The organism is Pseudomonas sp. Ost2 (assembly GCF_018326065.1).
In the GTDB taxonomy this organism is placed as follows: Bacteria; Pseudomonadota; Gammaproteobacteria; order Pseudomonadales; family Pseudomonadaceae; genus Aquipseudomonas; species Aquipseudomonas gingeri.
In genome coordinates this window covers 1,016,659-1,034,493 of sequence record NZ_AP021904.1, presented here as the reverse complement: position 1 = coordinate 1,034,493, position 17,835 = coordinate 1,016,659, and the positions used below count along the sequence as shown (strand labels likewise).

Genomic DNA, 17,835 nt, shown 5'->3' with positions numbered 1-17,835 from the left:
GCCTTGTGTCGCTCTGCCGGCCGCCATCGCCGGCAAGCCGGCTCCTACAAGGGCCGTGTTCAGTCAGTGATATCCCGGATGTAGCTGCCTGGGATATCAGCTGGAACAGGTTCGACCTTTTATCCGCTTGAACCCCGCCACAACAGAGCGCACCCTTAGGCTTGTCGCAGACAAGAACAAGGAACCGCCATGTTCGATATCAGCACATACCCCAAGGCCGAAGCCGTCCGCCAGGCCGCCCAACTGAGCCAGGATGACTACCAGCGGCTCTACCGGGACTCCATCGACCACCCCGACACCTTCTGGGCCGAACAGGCCAAACGCTTTCTCGACTGGTCCAGGCCGTGGGACAAGGTCCAGCAATGGGACCTGCGCACCGGCCAGGCGCAATGGTTCGCCGGCGCCCGACTGAACGTCAGCTACAACTGCATCGACCGCCACCTCGCCGAGCGCGGCGACAACATCGCGCTGATCTGGGAAGGCGACAATCCCGCCGAGTCGGCGCAGATCACCTACCGCAAGCTCCACCACAACGTCTGCCGGCTGGCCAACGTGCTGAAAGAGCGCGGCGTGAAAAAGGGCGACCGGGTCTGCATCTACATGCCGATGATTCCCGAGGCGGCCTACGCGATGCTCGCCTGCACGCGGATCGGCGCCATCCATTCGGTGGTGTTCGGCGGGTTCTCTCCCGATGCCCTGCGTGACCGCATCCTCGATGCCGACTGTCGCACCGTGATCACCGCCGACGAAGGCGTGCGCGGTGGCAAGTACATACCGCTCAAGCAGAATGTCGACAAGGCGCTGCTCAGTTGCCCGGGCGTCAGTACCGTGCTGGTGGTGGAGCGCACCCAGGGTGACGTGCAATGGGTCGAAGGCCGTGACCTCTGGTATCACCAGGCCCTGCATGGCGTCAGCGATGACTGCCCAGCCGAGCCGATGGACGCCGAGGATCCGCTGTTCATCCTCTACACCTCCGGCAGCACCGGCAAACCCAAGGGCGTGCTGCACACCACCGGCGGCTACCTGCTGCAGGCGGCGATGACCTTCCAGTACGTCTTCGACTACCGCCCGGGCGAAGTCTTCTGGTGCACCGCCGATGTCGGCTGGGTCACCGGCCACAGCTATATCGTCTACGGCCCGTTGGCGAACGGCGCCACCAGCCTGATCTACGAAGGCGTGCCGAACCATCCGGACAGCTCGCGCTTCTGGCAGGTGATCGACAAGCACCAGGTCAATATCTTCTACACCGCGCCGACCGCCCTCCGGGCCCTGATGCGCGAAGGCGCCGCACCACTGCAACAGACCTCCCGCGCAAGCCTGCGCCTGCTCGGCAGCGTCGGCGAACCGATCAACCCGGAAGCCTGGGAATGGTACTTCAATGTGGTCGGCGAGCAGCGCTGCCCCATCGTCGACACCTGGTGGCAGACCGAGACCGGCGGCATCATGCTCACCCCGCTGATCGGCTCCCGCCAGCTCAAGCCGGGCTGTGCCACCCAGCCGATGTTCGGCGTGCAACCGGTGCTGCTGGACGAGCAGGGCCGGGAGATCAGCGGCGCCGGCAGTGGCGTGCTGGCGATCAAGGCCAGCTGGCCGGGACAGATCCGCAGCGTCTACGGCGATCCACAGCGCATGCTCGACACCTACTTCAAGCCCTACCCCGGCTATTACTTCACCGGTGACGGTGCACGCCGCGATGAAGACGGCCATTACTGGATCACCGGGCGGATCGACGACGTGATCAACGTCTCCGGCCACCGCATCGGCACCGCCGAGGTGGAAAGCGCCCTGGTGCTCCACGAGAGCATCGCCGAAGCCGCCGTGGTCGGTTATCCCCACGACCTCAAGGGCCAGGGCATCTACGCCTTTGTCACCCCCATGAATGGCATCGAGCCGAGCGAGGCCCTCAGGAAAGCGCTGCTGGCCCATGTCAGCCAGGAGATCGGCAGCTTCGCCAAGCCGGATCTGATCCAGTGGGCGCCGGCCCTGCCGAAAACCCGCTCGGGGAAAATCATGCGGCGCATCCTGCGCAAGATCGCCTGCAATGAACTGGACAGCCTGGGCGATACCTCGACCCTGGCCGACCCGAGCGTGGTCGAAGGACTGATCGCCAAGCGCCTGAATCAATAGCTCGGTGAAATAGCCCGGTGAAATCACCCGGTGGCGGCGAAAGCCGGCTTTCGTCGCCACCCCGGCCGAGCTGCATGGGCCTGATACCGGAAGGCTGGTAAACTCCCGCGCCACTTCCCACCCCAAGGCGCGCTCCATGTCTTCCTTGAACCAGGCGCTGCGCGCCGCCCTCGACCATCGCCAGGACCTGCTGGCCGAACTGCATGCCCAGGGCACCGACTGCTATCGGCTGTTCCATGGCAGCCAGGAAGGTGCCGGTGGCCTGACCATCGATCGCTACGGCCCGCAACTGATGGTGCAGACCTTCCACCAGACGCTGCAACGCGAAGAGCTGCTGGCCTTGCACGGGGCCATCAACCAGCACCTGCAACTGGATACCCTGCTGGTCTACAACGACCGCTCCCGCGGCAACTCACGGATCGATCGCGAAGACCCGGTCTACCGCGCCGATGAAAGCGCCCTCGCCGACCTGATCGGTCACGAATGGGGCCTCAACTACCGCGTACGCGGCCGCCACGCCGGGCAGGACCCACTGCTGTTCCTGGACCTGCGCAATGCCCGTGGCTGGGTCAAGCAGCACAGCCAGGGCAAAAGCGTCCTCAACCTGTTTGCCTATACCTGCGGTGTCGGCCTGAGTGCCGCCGCCGGCGGTGCCCGGGAAGTCTGCAACCTCGACTTCGCCGAGGGCAACCTGACCGTGGGCCGCGAGAACGGCCTGCTCAACCCGAAACTGCCGGCCATGCAATTCGTCCAGTCCGACTATTTCCCGGCCATCCGCCAGCTCGCCGGACTGCCCATCGCCCAGCGCCGCGGCCAGAAGCTGCCGAGCTACCAGCGCCTGGAACAGCGCCAGTACGACCTGGTGCTGCTCGATCCACCCGCCTGGGCCAAGAGCGCCTTCGGCACCGTCGACCTGCTGCGCGACTACCAGAGCCTGCTCAAGCCGGCGCTGCTGGCCACCGCCGAAAATGGCGTGCTGATCTGCTGCAACAACCTGGCAAAAGTCAGCCTGGACGATTGGCGTGAACAGGTCCTGCGGTGCGCGGAAAAAACCGGGCGGCCGGTACGCGATTGGCAGGTACTGGCACCGGCCACCGACTTCCCGTCCCGGGACGGACAGCCCCCGCTGAAAACCCTGATCCTCCAGCTGTAGGAAAAACGCCGGAAAACCACGCTCGGCGATGTAAAAAGGGGATTGCTTCGGAACCGTAAACGCGTGCCATACTCCAAGGCACCTCCGACTGAGATAGACGAAGCCTCACATGTCCAAAGGATTGAAACGCGCCCTCGGCGCCTTGCTGACCGTTCTCGCGCTATACACCGTGCTGGGGTTCTTCATCTTGCCGGGCGTGGGCCTGCGTATTGCCAACCAGCAACTGGCGCACTACGCCACGGTGCCCGCCAAGCTCCAGCGCCTGGAGTTCAACCCGTTCAGCCTCGAGCTGACGCTGTGGGGCCTGAATATCGGTGAGCCGGGCAAGGAGCAGGTCGCGTTCGAGCGCCTCTATGTCAATCTGCAGATCGACAGCCTCTGGACCCATGCCCTGCACCTGGCCGAGATCCAGCTGGACAAGCCCAGGACCGAGGTGACCTTCAGCAAGGACGGTACCCTCAACCTTGCCCAGCTGTTCAAGCTGCCGGCCAGCGAACCGACCCCGGCCGATCCGAACGCCAAGCCGTTCCCGCTGCGCATCGACCAGATCGAACTGGCCGGCGGCTACCTGCACTTCCAGGACCTGCGTCCGAGCGAACCCATCGAGTTCCTCTACGACAAGATGGACCTGCAGCTGAAAAACCTCAGCACCCTGCCCGACGACAACGCCGACATGACCCTGGTGGCCGCCGGTCCCGAAGGCGGGCGCATCGACTGGAAAGGCAATTTCAGCCTGGTGCCGATCGCCTCCGAAGGTTCGCTGAAAGTCACCGACGGCAAGATGAAGGTCTGGTGGCCCTATGTCCGGGATGCCGTGCCGCTCGATCTGGAAGACGGCGTCGTCAATCTCAGCACCGATTACAAGCTCAGCCTCGCCAAGGAAACCGAGATGCTGCTGAGCAATACGTCCCTCAGCGTCGCGCCGTTTGCCATCAAGGCCCCCGATGGCCGGCCCCTGGTACGCCTGGAGCGGCTGGACGTCAGCGAGACCAGCGTCGACCTCGCCAAGCAGCAGGTGGTCGTCGGCAAGATCCGCAGCAACAACCTGGAAACCTGGGCCGCCCGCGAAGCGGATGGTCAACTGGACTGGCAGAAACTGTTCGCCAGCCAGCCGGCCAAACCCGCGGTGAAGGAACCGGCCCCGGCCACCGCCGATACCCCCGCTCCCGCGCCCGCGGCACCGAGCAAACCCTGGCAGGTGCTGCTCAAGGACGTGCAACTGCGTGACTACCGCGTGCACCTCGCCGACCGCGCGAACAAGACACCGGTCGCCCTCGATCTCGGCCCGCTGAACCTCGATCTGCAGAATTTCGACAGCCTCAACCAGTCGCCCTTCACCCTCAAGCTCGATACCGGGCTGGGCAAGCAGGGCAAGGTCCTCGCCAGCGGCGAAGTCAACCTGAGCCCGATCAGCGCCAGACTGAAGGTCAAGACCCAGGACATCGACCTGCGGGTCGCCCAGGCTTACGTCGAACCCTTTATCCGCCTGGAAGTGCGCAGCGGCATGCTCGGCAGCGACCTCGACGTCAACCTCAAGAACGTCGATCCGCTGGCCTTCAGCGTGACCGGACGGGCCCAGGTCGATCAGTTGCACACCCTCGATACCCTCAAGACCCGGGACTTCGTGAAATGGCAGAAACTGGTGGTCGACGGCCTGAACTACCAGCACGGCGACAGCCTGTCGATCGACAAGGTCAGCCTGTTCCAGCCCTATGCGCGCTTCATGATCAACGACGACCGCACCACCAACGTCGATGACCTGCTGATTCCACAACCGGCCGGGGGCGCCGGCAAGTCCACGGCCAAGGCGGCCCCGTCGAACAGCAAGCCGCTGGGCATCCATGTCGGCGGCATCGCCATCAACGACGGGTCGGCCAATTTCGCCGACTTCAGCCTGACCCCCAACTTCGCCACGGCCATCCAGCAGCTCAACGGCCAGATCGGCACCATCGACAGTCGCCAGGCCAAGCCGGCCGATGTCGATATCAAGGGCAAGGTCGATCGTTATGCGCCAGTGACCATCAAGGGCGCGCTGAACCCCTTCGACCCGATGGCCAGCCTGGATATCGCCACCAGCTTCAAGCGCGTCGAACTGACCACTCTGACACCGTACTCCGGCAAGTTCGCCGGCTACCGCATCCGCAAGGGCCGGCTCAACCTCGACCTGCACTACCTGATCACCAAGGGCCAGTTGAAGGCCGAGAACAAGCTGGTGGTCGAGCAGTTGCAACTGGGCGAGAAAGTCGACAGCCCGGATGCGGTCGACCTGCCGATCAAGCTGGCGATCGCCCTGCTCAAGGACTCCGACGGCAAGATCTCCATCGAACTGCCGGTTTCCGGCGACCTGAACAATCCGCAGTTCAGCGTGATGCCGATTGTCTGGCAGACCCTGCGCAACCTGATCGTGCGAGCCGCCACGGCGCCCTTCAAGTTCATTGGCGGGCTGATCGCCGGCGGCGATTCCCAGGACCTCAGCAACGTCGCCTTCGCCCCGGGTTCCAGCGACCTGAGCAAGGACGCCGAATCCTCCCTGACCAAGCTGGCGGCGGCATTGAAGGAGCGCCCCAACCTGCGCCTGGAGATCGAAGGCACCAGCGCGCAGACCAGCGACGGCCCCCTCATCGCCCAGCAACGCCTGGATCGCGAATATCAGGCCACCTACTACAAGATGCTCCAGCGCCGTGGCGACAAGGTTCCGGCCCAGGCCTCGCTGCTGCAAGTGCCGGAAGATGAGAAGGCGCCGATGCTGGAGGGCATCTACCGCACCCTGCTCAAGCAGCAGCCACCGGCCGAATGGGCCCAGTTGAGCCGCGACGAGCGCACCGCCAGGCTACGTGACGGCGTGATCAAGAACTGGAGCGGCAACGCCGTGCTGCTGCGCAAGCTGGGCCAGGACCGCGCCAGCAGCATCAAGGATTTCCTGGTGGACAAGGGCCAGCTGGAAGACGATCGTGTGTACTTCATCGACGCCAGCCTCGGCCAGGCCGAGAGCGATGGCCGCGTCGTCACCCCCCTGCACCTGGATAGCGAGTAACCATGCTAAAACGCGTCATGTTCAGCCTGGCGGCCCTGCTGGTCGCCAGTCAGGCCCAGGCCACCACCCTGCGCTGCGAGAAAGGCCTGATCAGCTACGGCGACAGCACCTTTGATGTGGTCAGCAAGTGTGGCCAGCCGGTTGCGGTGATCGACCGGGGCTATACGGAAGTGCGCCACGGCAATCGGGTGGACGGGGTCAAGGTCGAGGAGTGGATCTACACGCCCAGCGGCGGCATGAAGCAGTCGCTGCGCTTTCAGGGCGGGCAGTTGACCGATATCCAGAGCACCCGCAATAACTGAAGCTCTCCCTTCTGCAACTTCCCGCCGCACAATAGAACAGGCCCCGATGCAAAGCATCGGGGCCTGTAATGGTCACATCCTTGTGACCGGTCGCATGAACCTCTGGGCTCAACGGATGTACGACTGGCTCAGCCGTTGTTCCCTCGTGCCGGTTCCAGCGTCATCCAAAGGCGTTATTCGGTTTTCAGGGCTTCAGCTGTTACGTTCTTGACCCCTTTGATGTTCTTGGCAATATGCACTGCGGTTTCCTTCTGTGCCGCGGTCACGTGCTTCTCCGAGGAGAGGGAAACCACGCCGTTGGCGGTTTCAACCTTGATGTCGGAGCCCGGAATGCCTTTCTCGGTGAGCAGATCGGCTTTGACTTTGGTGGTGATCCAGGTATCGGAAGTCTCTTGCTTGGCCTTGGTAACTTCACCGGCGGCGATCACCATTGGCTTGGAGGCCTGGGTCTGCTCGGCTGCAAAGGCAGCGTTGGCCAGAGTCAGGGTCAGGGCGGTGGCAGCTGCAGTAGCGATAGCGAACTTTTTCATACGAGTAACTCCTGTTCTTCTGGAAAGTCTGCGCCGTGTCCTGGCAGCAGGGTTACCTATAGAGTTGCAGTCGCTGTGCCAACCCACGACCTCAAATAAAACCCTTTAAATTCAATTAGTTATAAATATTCAGCAAAAACGGAATCGTGCAGATTGCATGACCGGCGCTCTTGGCTGCATGCAAGTTGCAGCGTTTATCTGCCAGCAAGCCGCTGAAATACCGGCATTTTTCGTCGCCCATAAAAAAGGACCCCGCAGGGTCCCTTTTTCAGCTGGAAGCGCTGGGCTGATTAAACGCCCGACGCCTTGGCTGCAGCAACGTCCTTGATGGACAGCTTGATACGGCCGCGGTTGTCCACGTCCAGTACCAGGACTTCAACTTCCTGGCCTTCCTTCAGGATGTCGGTCACTTTCTCTACGCGAGCGTCGCTCAGCATGGAGATGTGCACCAGACCGTCCTTGCCCGGCAGGATGTTGACGAACGCACCGAAGTCGACGATGCGCTCGACCTTGCCGACGTAGATCTTGCCGATCTCGGCCTCGGCGGTGATGCTCAGGACGCGCTGGCGCGCAGCCTCGGCCGCTTCCTTGGTTTCGCCGAAGATCTTGATCGAACCGTCGTCTTCGATATCGATCGAAGCCTTGGTTTCCTCGCAGATCGCACGGATGGTCGCGCCGCCTTTACCGATGACGTCACGGATCTTGTCGGTGTCGATTTTCATCGCGATCATGGTCGGTGCGTTTTCCGACAGCTCGGTACGCGACTGGCCAATGATCTGGTTCATCTGGCCGAGGATGTTCAGGCGCGCTTCCAGGGCTTGGCCCAGGGCGATTTCCATGATCTCTTCGGTGATGCCCTTGATCTTGATGTCCATCTGCAGCGCGGTGACGCCCTTGGCGGTACCGGCTACCTTGAAGTCCATGTCGCCCAGGTGGTCTTCGTCACCCAGGATGTCGGTCAGGACGGCGAATTTCTCGCCCTCTTTGACCAGGCCCATGGCGATACCGGCAACCGGTGCCTTCATCGGCACGCCGGCATCCATCAGAGCCAGGGAAGCGCCACAGACCGAAGCCATGGAGCTCGAACCGTTGGATTCGGTGATTTCCGATACCACGCGGATGGTGTACGGGAACTCGGCGGCATCCGGCAGCATGGCCTGGACCGAACGACGGGCCAGACGACCGTGACCGATTTCACGACGACCTGCACCGCCCATGCGACCACACTCGCCCACCGAGAACGGAGGGAAGTTGTAGTGCAGCATGAAGGGGTCTTTTTTCTCGCCTTCCAGGGTATCCAGCAGCTGTGCGTCACGGGCGGTGCCCAGTGTAGCGACAACCAGGGCCTGGGTTTCGCCACGGGTGAACAGGGCCGAACCGTGGGTCTTCGGCAGAACACCGACTTCGATGTTCAGAGGACGTACGGTGCGGGTGTCACGACCATCGATACGTGGCTTGCCGTTGACGATGTTTTCGCGAACGGTGCGGTATTCGATTTCACCGAAGGCGGCCTTGACGTCGCTCGCGGAAGGCTGGCCTTCTTCGCCCGACAGCTTGGCAACCACCTGGTCTTTCAGCTCGCCCAGGCGAGCGTAGCGGTCGGCCTTGACGGTGATGGTGTAGGCCTGGGAGATCGCTTCACCGAACTCGGCGCGGATAGCGCCCAGCAGTGCGGTGGCTTCAGGGGCGGCAGCCCAGGTCCAGGTTGGCTTGGCAGCTTCGGCGGCCAGCTCTTTCACGGCCTGGATAACGGCCTGGAATTCGTCGTGGGCGAACAGTACGGCGCCCAGCATCTGGTCTTCGGTCAGCTCCTTGGCTTCCGATTCAACCATCAGTACGGCTTCCGAAGTACCGGCCACGACCATGTCCAGGCTCGAGGCTTTCAGTTGTTCGTAAGTCGGGTTCAGCAGGTAGCCGGTGCTTTCGTGGAAGGCTACGCGAGCGGCGCCGATCGGGCCGTCGAAAGGAATACCGGAGATGGCCAGGGCCGCCGAGGTACCGATCATCGCGGCGATGTCCGGATCGGTCTTCTTGCTGGTGGAGACGACGGTGCAGACAACCTGCACTTCGTTCATGAAACCTTCAGGGAACAGCGGGCGGATCGGACGGTCGATCAGACGCGAAGTCAGGGTTTCTTTTTCGGAAGGACGGCCTTCACGCTTGAAGAAGCCGCCAGGGATCTTGCCGGCAGCGTAGGTCTTTTCCTGGTAGTGCACGGACAGAGGGAAGAAGCCCTTGCCCGGATCCGCTTGCTTGGCACCGACAACGGTCACCAATACGCTGACGTCGTCGTCAACGGTGACCAGCACTGCGCCGGAGGCCTGACGGGCGATACGGCCAGTCTCGAGGGTAACGGTCGACTGACCGAACTGGAATTTTTTGATTACCGGGTTCACGGTGTCCTACCTTCTTTTGTGGCTCTTGGGGAACTTGTCTTCTTGCGAAATTCTTGGGCAACGCCGGGGATCGGCCCGACTGTCATTGTCCGGGTGCAGCCTTCAGGTGCTCTCTTCGGGTAAAGCAGGTGTTCAGATAAAACTAGAGGCTGGGAGCTTGCCATGTGCTCGCGGAAACCCGCTGACACACAGCAAACAACCAACCTCATAGCGCAATCGCTGATTAGCGACGCAGACCCAGGCGACCGATCAGAGCGCTGTAACGGCTCACGTCCTTGCCTTTCAGGTAGTCCAGCAGCTTACGACGCTGGTTAACCATGCGGATCAGACCACGACGGGAGTGGTGATCTTTACCGTTGGCCTTGAAGTGACCTTGCAGTTTGTTGATGTTGGCGGTCAGCAGTGCAACCTGCACTTCTGGCGAACCAGTATCACCAACAGCTTGCTGGTAGTCGGTAACGATTTGAGCTTTTTCTTCAACGCTGAGAGCCATGAGGCAATCCTTTTATCAGGAAACTGTTTCAGGAAAACAGTTTCAACAGGCCAGGGACAAATCCCTGTATCTATAAATGAGTAGTGACCGTGCCTGTTGACAGCCACCCTCGCCAGCCCGCTGTGACACGGGCTGGTTCCGGTCATTCTGACCGAATTAGTCGACGCGGCGCGATCCGCCCGTCTTCGCTCACTTCACCGATACCGATAAAGCGACCGTTGTGATCCTGCACCCGTACCATGCCGAACTTCGGCGCGTCCGGGGCACGTACCGGCTGGCCGTTGAGCCAGTAGAACGCACTGTGTTCCGAGAACTGCAGCAGCGGCCAGTCCAGCAGGCCACTGTCGGATGGCATCAGGAAGCGGTCGACCGCCTCGTTGCCACCTTCGGCATGCACCGCTTCCAGCTCTTCGAGCGTGACCGTCTGCGCCAGGGTGAAAGGTCCGGCCTGGGTCCGTCGCAGTTCAGCAACGTATGCGCCACAGCCAAGCTTCTCACCGATGTCCTCAACCAGGGTACGAATATAGGTCCCCTTGCTGCAGTCCACCGCCAGTCGGGCAGTATCGCCTTCGCTGGCCAGCAATTCCAAGCGCGCAATAGTAACAGAACGCGGTTCGCGCTCCACTACTTCCCCCGCACGGGCCAACTTGTAAAGCGGCTGTCCGTCACGCTTGAGTGCCGAGTACATCGGCGGTATCTGACTGATTTTCCCACGAAAATCCGGCAGGACCGCTTCGATATCGGCACGACCAACGGTCACCGGGCGTGTCTGCAAAACCTCGCCTTCGGCGTCCGCGGTGGTGGTGGTCTTGCCCAGTTGCATCAGGGTTTCGTAACCCTTGTCGGAATCGAGCAGGTATTGCGAGAACTTGGTCGCCTCGCCGAAGCACAACGGCAGCACGCCGGTGGCCAACGGGTCGAGGCTGCCGGTGTGACCGGCCTTCTCGGCGTTGAGCAACCAGCGAACCTTCTGCAGTGCCGCATTGGAGGTAAACCCCAGCGGCTTGTCGAGCAGGATGATGCCACTGACGTTACGACGGATACGTTTGACCTGAGCCACCGCTTACTCCCGGCCGTCTGCTGGAAGGTTGCCTTCTGGCGTCGCATCGCCGACATGCTGGCTGTCTTCGGCCACGGCACGCTCGATCAACGCCGACAGGTGCGCACCCCGCACGACGCTTTCGTCGTAGTGGAAGTGCAACTGCGGCACGCTGCGCAGCTTCATCTCGCGGGCCAACTGCATGCGCAGGAAGCCTGCCGCCGAGTTGAGCACCTTGATGCTCTGGGCGATATCGTCCGGGTTGTCCTGGCCCATCACGGTGATGAAGATCTTCGCGTGGCCGACGTCACGGCTGACGTCGACAGCGGTGATGGTGACCAGGCCGACGCGCGGGTCCTTGACTTCACGACGGATCAGCTGTGCCAGCTCACGCTGCATCTGATCGCCGATACGTTGGGTACGGCTGTATTCTTTTGCCATGTCTTGTTACCTGTTACTGCCCCACGGTGAAACCCGTGTGGTCTGAAAGCGGCAAACGCCCGGCCTGGCAGAAGCCGGACCGGGCGTTGCGTTTAGAGTCCGGCTGACGACCCGCGCAGCGAACTGCGGCGGGCCATCATGGCTCTTGAAGTGTGCGAGTCAGAGGCTGCGAGCAACCTGAACCTTCTCGAAGACTTCGATCTTGTCACCGACCTTGACGTCGTTGTAGCTCTTCACGCCGATACCGCACTCCATGCCGGCACGCACTTCGGAAGCGTCATCCTTGAAGCGGCGCAGGGATTCCAGCTCGCCTTCGAAGATCACGATGTCTTCACGCAGTACGCGGATCGGACGGTTACGGTGCACGGTACCTTCGATCACCATGCAGCCGGCGATCGCGCCGAATTTCGGCGAGCGGAACACGTCGCGGACTTCGGCCACGCCCAGGATGTTCTCCCGGACGTCGCTGCCCAGCATACCGGTCAACGCTTTCTTGACGTCTTCGATGATGTCGTAGATCACGTTGTAGTAACGCATGTCCAGGCCTTCCTGCTCGACGATCTTCCGTGCGCCAGCATCGGCACGCACGTTGAAGCCGAACAGTACAGCGTTGGAGGCCAGTGCCAAGTTGGCGTCGGACTCGGTGATACCACCGACACCGCCACCGACGACGCGCACTTGCACTTCATCGTTACCCAAGCCGTTGAGCGCACCTTGCAGTGCTTCCAACGAACCACGGACGTCGGATTTGAGGACGATGTTGAGCGTCTTCTTCTCTTCCTGGCCCATGTTCTCGAAGATGTTTTCCAGCTTGCCGGCATGGGCGCGAGCCAGTTTGACTTCGCGGAACTTGCCTTGACGGAACAGAGCCACTTCACGGGCTTTCTTCTCGTCGGCCACCACGCTCATCTCGTCGCCAGCGTCCGGGGTACCGTCCAGGCCGAGGATCTCGACCGGAATGGAAGGACCGGCTTCCTTGATCGGCTTGCCGTTCTCGTCGAGCATGGCACGTACACGGCCATAGTTCGAACCGACCAGGACCATGTCGCCCTGGCGCAGGGTACCGTCTTGAACCAGCACGGTGGCCACCGGGCCACGGCCCTTGTCCAGACGCGATTCAACCACGACGCCACGACCAGGAGCCGAAGGCGTTGCCTTGAGTTCCAGGACTTCGGCTTGCAGCAGAACGGCTTCGAGCAGTTCGTCGACGCCAGTACCGACTTTCGCCGAAACCGGAACGAACGGCGTATCACCGCCCCACTCTTCCGAGGTCACGCCGTGAACCGACAGTTCGCTACGGATGCGATCGAGGTCGGCACCCGGCTTGTCGATCTTGTTCACCGCGACCACCAGTGGAACACCGGCCGCGACTGCGTGCTGGACGGCTTCGATGGTCTGCGGCATCACGCCGTCGTCCGCCGCAACCACCAGGATCACGATGTCGGTCGCCTTGGCACCACGGGCACGCATGGCGGTAAACGCCGCGTGACCCGGGGTGTCGAGGAAGGTGACCATGCCGCGTTCGGTTTCAACGTGGTACGCACCGATGTGCTGGGTGATGCCGCCGGCTTCGCCAGCCGCTACCTTGGCACGACGGATATAGTCGAGCAGGGAAGTCTTGCCGTGGTCGACGTGGCCCATGACGGTCACGACCGGTGCACGGGAGAACGCCTCGCCTTCGAACTTCAGCGACTCGGCCAGGGAATCTTCCAGGGCGGTGTCGCTGACCAGGGTCACCTTGTGGCCCAGTTCTTCAGCAACCAGCTGGGCAGTTTCCTGGTCCAGTACCTGGTTGATGGTGGCCGGGGTACCCAGCTTGAACATGAACTTGATGATTTCAGCAGCCTTGACCGACATCTGCTGGGCGAGATCGCCGACAGTGATGGTCTCGCCGATCTTCACTTCACGCACGATAGGGCCGGTTGGGCTCTGGAAACCGTGGGCGTTGCGTTTCTTCAGCTTGGCCTTGCCGCGACCGCCACGACGGAAACCGTCGCTCTCTTCGTCGGTAGTGCGCGGCGCCACGCGTGGCGCCGGAGCCTTTTCCTTGACCGAAGCGCGATGCGGAGCATTCTTGCGCTCGCCATCGCCACTGCCGCTACGACGATTGCTATCGTCGGCGCGAGGCTTGTCCGGACGGCGTGGTTCTTCACGCTTGCGGGTATCGGCAACCGGTGCAGGAGCGGCAACCGGGGCCTCACGCACAGGTTCGGCAGCCACGGCCGGAGCGGCAACCGCTTCAACCGAAGGTGCGGCAACCGGAGCAGCAGCAGGCTGGTGACGCGCTTCTTCTTCGGCGCGACGCTTGGCTTCTTCTTCAGCCTTCTGGCGGGCCGCATTTTCTACGGCACGACGTTCTTCCAGCTCGCGCTTGCGCTCGGCTTCGATTTCTTCAGGGCTGCGTTGCACGAAGACTTTCTTCTTGCGTACTTCAACGCTGATGCTCTTGCTACCCGCGACACGCAGGGTGCTGGTGGTTTTGCGCTGCAGAGTGATCTTGCGCGGTTCTTCCACTTTCGCCTTGTGGCTGCTCTTCAAGTGAGTCAGCAAAGACTGCTTCTCACTATCGCTCACACCTTCATCGGCGGCGGTGTGCGGCAGACCTGCCTCACGCATCTGCTGCAACAGGCGCTCTACCGGTGTTTTGACCTCATCGGCCAGTTGTTTCACCGTGACTTGCGTCATGCACTTCTCTCCTCAGGCCGCGCCTAATTACTCGAACCAGTGGGCTCGGGCGGCCATGATCAACTTGCCGGCACGATCGTCGTCGATGCCGTCGATGTCGAGCAGATCGTCAATAGACTGCTCGGCCAGGTCTTCGCGGGTAATTACGCCGCGCACCGCCAGTTCCATCGCCAAATCCTTGTCCATACCCTCAAGCGAGAGCAGGTCTTCGGCCGGATGGGCGTCTGCCAGCTTTTCCTCAGTAGCGATGGCTTTAGTCAACAAGCGATCCTTGGCACGAGCGCGAAGCTCGTTGACGATGTCTTCGTCAAAGCCGTCGATGTTGAGCATTTCTTCCAACGGTACGTAGGCAATCTCTTCCAGGCTGGTGAAACCTTCATCGACCAGCACCTGTGCCAGCTCTTCGTCGACTTCCAGCTCGTCGATGAAGTTGCGCAGGATGTCACCGGTTTCTGCCTGTTGCTTAGCCTGGATGTCCGATTCGGTCATCACGTTCAGGGTCCAGCCAGTCAGCTGGCTGGCCAGACGCACGTTCTGACCGCCGCGACCAATGGCCTGAGCCAGATTGTCTGCGCCGACGGCGATGTCCATGGCATGGGCATCCTCGTCAACGATAATTGCCGCGACTTCGGCCGGCGACATGGCGTTGATCACGAACTGCGCCGGGTTGTCGTCCCACAGGACGATATCCACACGCTCGCCACCCAACTCGCCGGACACGGCCTGGACGCGCGAACCACGCATGCCGATGCACGCGCCCTGCGGGTCGATGCGCTTGTCCTTGGAGCGAACGGCGATCTTGGCACGCGAACCCGGATCACGGGAGGCGGCCATGACTTCGATCAGCCCTTCGGCGATCTCCGGCACTTCGATACGGAACAGTTCGATCAGCATTTCCGGCGCGGTACGCGACAGGATCAGCTGCGGGCCGCGGTTTTCGGTGCGGATTTCCTTGAGCAGTGCACGAACCCGTACACCGACGCGGAAAGTCTCGCGGGAAATGATGTCTTCACGAGCCAGCAGTGCTTCGGCGTTGTTACCCAGGTCAACGATGACGTTGTCGCGGGTGACCTTCTTCACGGTGCCGGAGATGATTTCACCCAGGCGCTCGCGATAGGCGTCGACGACCTGAGCACGCTCGGCCTCGCGGACTTTCTGCACGATGACTTGCTTGGCGGTCTGAGCAGCGATGCGACCAAACTCGATGGACTCGATCTTTTCTTCAACAACATCGCCGACTTGTGCGCCAGGATGGGTCAACGCGACCTTGCTCGGCCAGGTTTCCACAGCCGGATCGTCAAGATCGGCTTCCTCGACGACAGTCCAGCGACGGAAAGTCTCATAGGCACCGGTGTGGCGATTGATTTCCACACGCAGGTCAACTTCGTCTTCAAAGCGTTTTTTGGTAGCCGTGGCCAGGGCCACTTCCAGTGCTTCAAAAATCACGCTTGCCGGTACACCCTTTTCATTGGATACCGACTCAACAACCAGCAATACTTCTTTGCTCATCGTACGCCTCGCCTTTCGCAAGCCATTGGATCCGCGGGATCCGCGTCTCAGTCAAAACTGGGAATAATGTTGGCCTTGTCGATCAAATCGATCGGCAACAGGAACTCGTGCTCTTCTACCTGCACCACGATGTCCTGCTCTTCCACTCCGCGCAGAAGGCCCTGAAAATTACGTCGACCTTCAAAAGGCGAGCGCAACCTTATTTTCACTTGTTCGCCGGCATGCGAGGCAAACTGTTCAAGGGTGAACAGCGGGCGTTCCATGCCAGGAGAGGAAACTTCAAGGGTGTATTCAGTGGTGATCGGATCTTCGACATCCAGCACGCCACTGATCTGGCGGCTGACAATGGCGCAGTCATCCACCAGCACACCGCCTTCTTTATCGATATAAACGCGCAACACGGAATGGCGGCCTTGAGCTGAAAACTCGATACCCCAGCATTCATAGCCAAGGGCCACGACCACCGGGGCCAACAAGGCCTGCAACTGTTCTAGCTTGCTCGACACCTGAACCCCCTCGTGCATGTATGTGCATGCTATTGAAATAAACAAAAAATGGGCGAATCGCCCATCCCTGAAACGCCGTCGAACAGCGGCGTCATAAAGTGTCCAGCTAACAAAAAGCCCCTGAAAAGGGGCTCCGCTAAAACTGGTTGCGGGGGCCGGATTTGAACCGACGACCTTCGGGTTATGAGCCCGACGAGCTACCAGACTGCTCCACCCCGCGACAAAGCTGGGGCGGAAGTATACGACCGATCCCTTACAGGGTCAATGTAACCTTCCACCTACAAGAAAGCCCGCAACAGCGGGCTCTCCTGATAATTGGTACCGAGAAGGGGACTCGAACCCCTACACCCTATGGGCACAACCACCTCAAGGTTGCGTGTCTACCAATTCCACCACCTCGGCAATACAACGTTTACAGCATGAAACCCGTTTTACTTCTGCTCAGGAGCTGGAGGTACGTCAGTCGCTGGAGTAGCCGACTTTTGCTCCTGGAGCACCGGTACATCGTCAGATGCCGGTTTTTGCTTTGGCGCTTCCAACACCGCCGGGCTTGGCAAACCTACTTGAGTCAGCTGGTGAGCTTTCTCTTTAGCAAAGTAACCTAACCCTAAGCTGGTTATGAAAAAAGCTGCGGCAAGTATAGCAGTAAACTTACTAAGAAAGGTAGAGGAACCTTGGCTTCCGAACACAGTATTTGAAGCACCTGCTCCGAAAGACGCACCAGCGTCCGCACCTTTACCCTGTTGCAGCAATACCAGGGCAACAACGCCCAGCGCACCCAACAGATGAAGAACGACTACGACTGTTTCCAGCATTTTTTCAGTTTCCCGCGGCGCGACAGATCGCACCGAACTCATCTGCATTCAGGGACGCTCCACCAATGAGCCCCCATCGATATCCGGCATGCCGAACAGTTCGACCGCATTGGCCGCCTTCACGCTGCCGCCGTATAGAAGCCGCACACCTTGTGCGACCTCAGAATTCTCTGCCGCCAACTGCGCGCGAATGGCGGCGTGCACATCCTGCGCTTGTTGCGGCGAAGCTGTCAGCCCGGTGCCAATGGCCCAGACTGGCTCGTAAGCGATGACAGCCTTGGAAAAAGCACCGACACCCAGCTCTTCGATGATACTGCCCAACTGACGCGAAACCACTTCCATCGTCTTGCCGGCTTCACGCTGCTCCTGGGTTTCCCCTACACAGAGCACCGGGATCAAACCACAAGCCTGCGCTGCCGCGAACTTGCGATTCAGGGTGCGATCCGTCTCGCCCATGATCAGGCGACGCTCGGAGTGCCCCACCAGTACCAGGGAGCAACCCGCATCGACCAACTGGCTCGGTGCAATCTCTCCGGTCAGGGCGCCCTGCATGGATTCCATCGCAGAGTTCTGCGCACCGACCGAGATCGACTTGCCTTTCAAGCCATCAATCACTTGATTGATATGCAGGCAAGGCGGGAATACCGCGATATCAACACCGCTCGGCAAGGCCAGGTTGCGCAGGCCCTTGATCAGCTCAGCGACGCTGGCGCGGGTACCGTGCATCTTCCAGTTACCAGCTACCAATGGACGACGCATGCTGTACCTCGCAGGTCAAAGTGGGCGCAGATGTTACCCAACCAGA

At 61.0% G+C, this 17,835-nt stretch carries 13 protein-coding genes, 2 tRNA genes and 1 pseudogene; 4 read left to right on the top strand and 12 right to left on the bottom strand.

Annotated elements, in window-relative coordinates; translation table 11 throughout:
• The first annotated feature begins 189 nt into the window (after positions 1-189).
• From acs to KI243_RS04470, 4 genes are all read left to right on the top strand, one after another.
• A complete protein-coding gene (acs, locus tag KI243_RS04485) occupies positions 190-2,127 on the top strand; it encodes an acetate--CoA ligase (RefSeq protein ID WP_212810541.1) in 1,938 nt (645 codons plus the stop codon).
• A 136-nt stretch (positions 2,128-2,263) separates the two neighbouring features.
• Complete coding sequence (locus tag KI243_RS04480; protein WP_212810540.1) at positions 2,264-3,280, top strand: class I SAM-dependent methyltransferase; 1,017 nt, start codon at positions 2,264-2,266, stop codon at positions 3,278-3,280.
• Between the two features lie 109 nt (positions 3,281-3,389).
• Entirely contained in the window at positions 3,390-6,314 is a 2,925-nt protein-coding gene (locus KI243_RS04475) for a DUF748 domain-containing protein (RefSeq protein ID WP_177085912.1), read from the top strand.
• Positions 6,315-6,316: 2 nt separating this feature from the next.
• Positions 6,317-6,616, top strand: coding sequence for a DUF2845 domain-containing protein (locus tag KI243_RS04470; protein ID WP_042935550.1), 300 nt, complete (start codon positions 6,317-6,319; stop codon positions 6,614-6,616).
• Positions 6,617-6,789: 173 nt separating this feature from the next.
• Here the strand turns inward: KI243_RS04470 and KI243_RS04465 are convergent, their stop codons facing one another.
• The 12 genes and pseudogenes from KI243_RS04465 to tpiA all read right to left on the bottom strand — a co-directional run bounded on the left by KI243_RS04465 (position 6,790) and on the right by tpiA (position 17,789).
• Positions 6,790-7,146 carry a BON domain-containing protein gene (locus tag KI243_RS04465; RefSeq protein WP_017126823.1) on the bottom strand — a complete coding sequence of 119 codons (357 nt, stop codon included), beginning with the start codon at positions 7,144-7,146 and terminating at the stop codon, positions 6,790-6,792.
• Between the two features lie 290 nt (positions 7,147-7,436).
• The gene (gene pnp, locus KI243_RS04460) at positions 7,437-9,542 is read right to left on the bottom strand and encodes a polyribonucleotide nucleotidyltransferase (protein ID WP_017126822.1); all 2,106 of its coding nucleotides are present in this window, start codon (positions 9,540-9,542) and stop codon (positions 7,437-7,439) included.
• A gap of 223 nt (positions 9,543-9,765) precedes the next feature.
• A complete protein-coding gene (gene rpsO / locus KI243_RS04455; RefSeq protein WP_002555121.1) occupies positions 9,766-10,035 on the bottom strand; it encodes a 30S ribosomal protein S15 in 270 nt (89 codons plus the stop codon).
• A gap of 142 nt (positions 10,036-10,177) precedes the next feature.
• Positions 10,178-11,095, bottom strand: coding sequence for a tRNA pseudouridine(55) synthase TruB (gene truB, locus KI243_RS04450; protein ID WP_017126821.1), 918 nt, complete (start codon positions 11,093-11,095; stop codon positions 10,178-10,180).
• Between the two features lie 3 nt (positions 11,096-11,098).
• Positions 11,099-11,515: a 30S ribosome-binding factor RbfA gene (gene rbfA / locus KI243_RS04445; RefSeq protein ID WP_017126820.1), complete on the bottom strand. Its 417-nt coding sequence runs from the start codon at positions 11,513-11,515 to the stop codon at positions 11,099-11,101.
• 159 nt (positions 11,516-11,674) lie between these two features.
• Positions 11,675-14,200, bottom strand: coding sequence for a translation initiation factor IF-2 (gene infB, locus KI243_RS04440; protein WP_178990754.1), 2,526 nt, complete (start codon positions 14,198-14,200; stop codon positions 11,675-11,677).
• 27 nt (positions 14,201-14,227) lie between these two features.
• Positions 14,228-15,709, bottom strand: a complete 1,482-nt coding sequence (gene nusA, locus KI243_RS04435; protein ID WP_017126818.1) for a transcription termination factor NusA — start codon at positions 15,707-15,709, stop codon at positions 14,228-14,230.
• A gap of 47 nt (positions 15,710-15,756) precedes the next feature.
• Positions 15,757-16,215, bottom strand: coding sequence for a ribosome maturation factor RimP (rimP, locus tag KI243_RS04430; protein ID WP_042935593.1), 459 nt, complete (start codon positions 16,213-16,215; stop codon positions 15,757-15,759).
• Positions 16,216-16,358: 143 nt separating this feature from the next.
• Positions 16,359-16,435 (bottom strand) — tRNA-Met (locus KI243_RS04425).
• 96 nt (positions 16,436-16,531) lie between these two features.
• A tRNA-Leu gene (locus KI243_RS04420) sits at positions 16,532-16,617 on the bottom strand.
• Between the two features lie 29 nt (positions 16,618-16,646).
• A complete protein-coding gene (gene secG, locus KI243_RS04415; RefSeq protein ID WP_083875367.1) occupies positions 16,647-17,030 on the bottom strand; it encodes a preprotein translocase subunit SecG in 384 nt (127 codons plus the stop codon).
• A 4-nt stretch (positions 17,031-17,034) separates the two neighbouring features.
• A pseudogene (gene tpiA, locus KI243_RS04410) lies at positions 17,035-17,789 on the bottom strand (triose-phosphate isomerase).
• Positions 17,790-17,835: the final 46 nt, after the last annotated feature.

Coding starts and splice junctions, on each gene's coding strand:
- acs (WP_212810541.1), top strand. CDS start 190: ATGTTCGATATCAGCACATACCCCAAGGCCGAAGCCGTCCGCCAGGCC.
- KI243_RS04480 (WP_212810540.1), top strand. CDS start 2,264: ATGTCTTCCTTGAACCAGGCGCTGCGCGCCGCCCTCGACCATCGCCAG.
- KI243_RS04475 (WP_177085912.1), top strand. CDS start 3,390: ATGTCCAAAGGATTGAAACGCGCCCTCGGCGCCTTGCTGACCGTTCTC.
- KI243_RS04470 (WP_042935550.1), top strand. CDS start 6,317: ATGCTAAAACGCGTCATGTTCAGCCTGGCGGCCCTGCTGGTCGCCAGT.
- KI243_RS04465 (WP_017126823.1), bottom strand. CDS start 7,146: ATGAAAAAGTTCGCTATCGCTACTGCAGCTGCCACCGCCCTGACCCTG.
- rpsO (WP_002555121.1), bottom strand. CDS start 10,035: ATGGCTCTCAGCGTTGAAGAAAAAGCTCAAATCGTTACCGACTACCAG.
- rbfA (WP_017126820.1), bottom strand. CDS start 11,515: ATGGCAAAAGAATACAGCCGTACCCAACGTATCGGCGATCAGATGCAG.
- infB (WP_178990754.1), bottom strand. CDS start 14,200: ATGACGCAAGTCACGGTGAAACAACTGGCCGATGAGGTCAAAACACCG.
- nusA (WP_017126818.1), bottom strand. CDS start 15,709: ATGAGCAAAGAAGTATTGCTGGTTGTTGAGTCGGTATCCAATGAAAAG.
- secG (WP_083875367.1), bottom strand. CDS start 17,030: ATGCTGGAAACAGTCGTAGTCGTTCTTCATCTGTTGGGTGCGCTGGGC.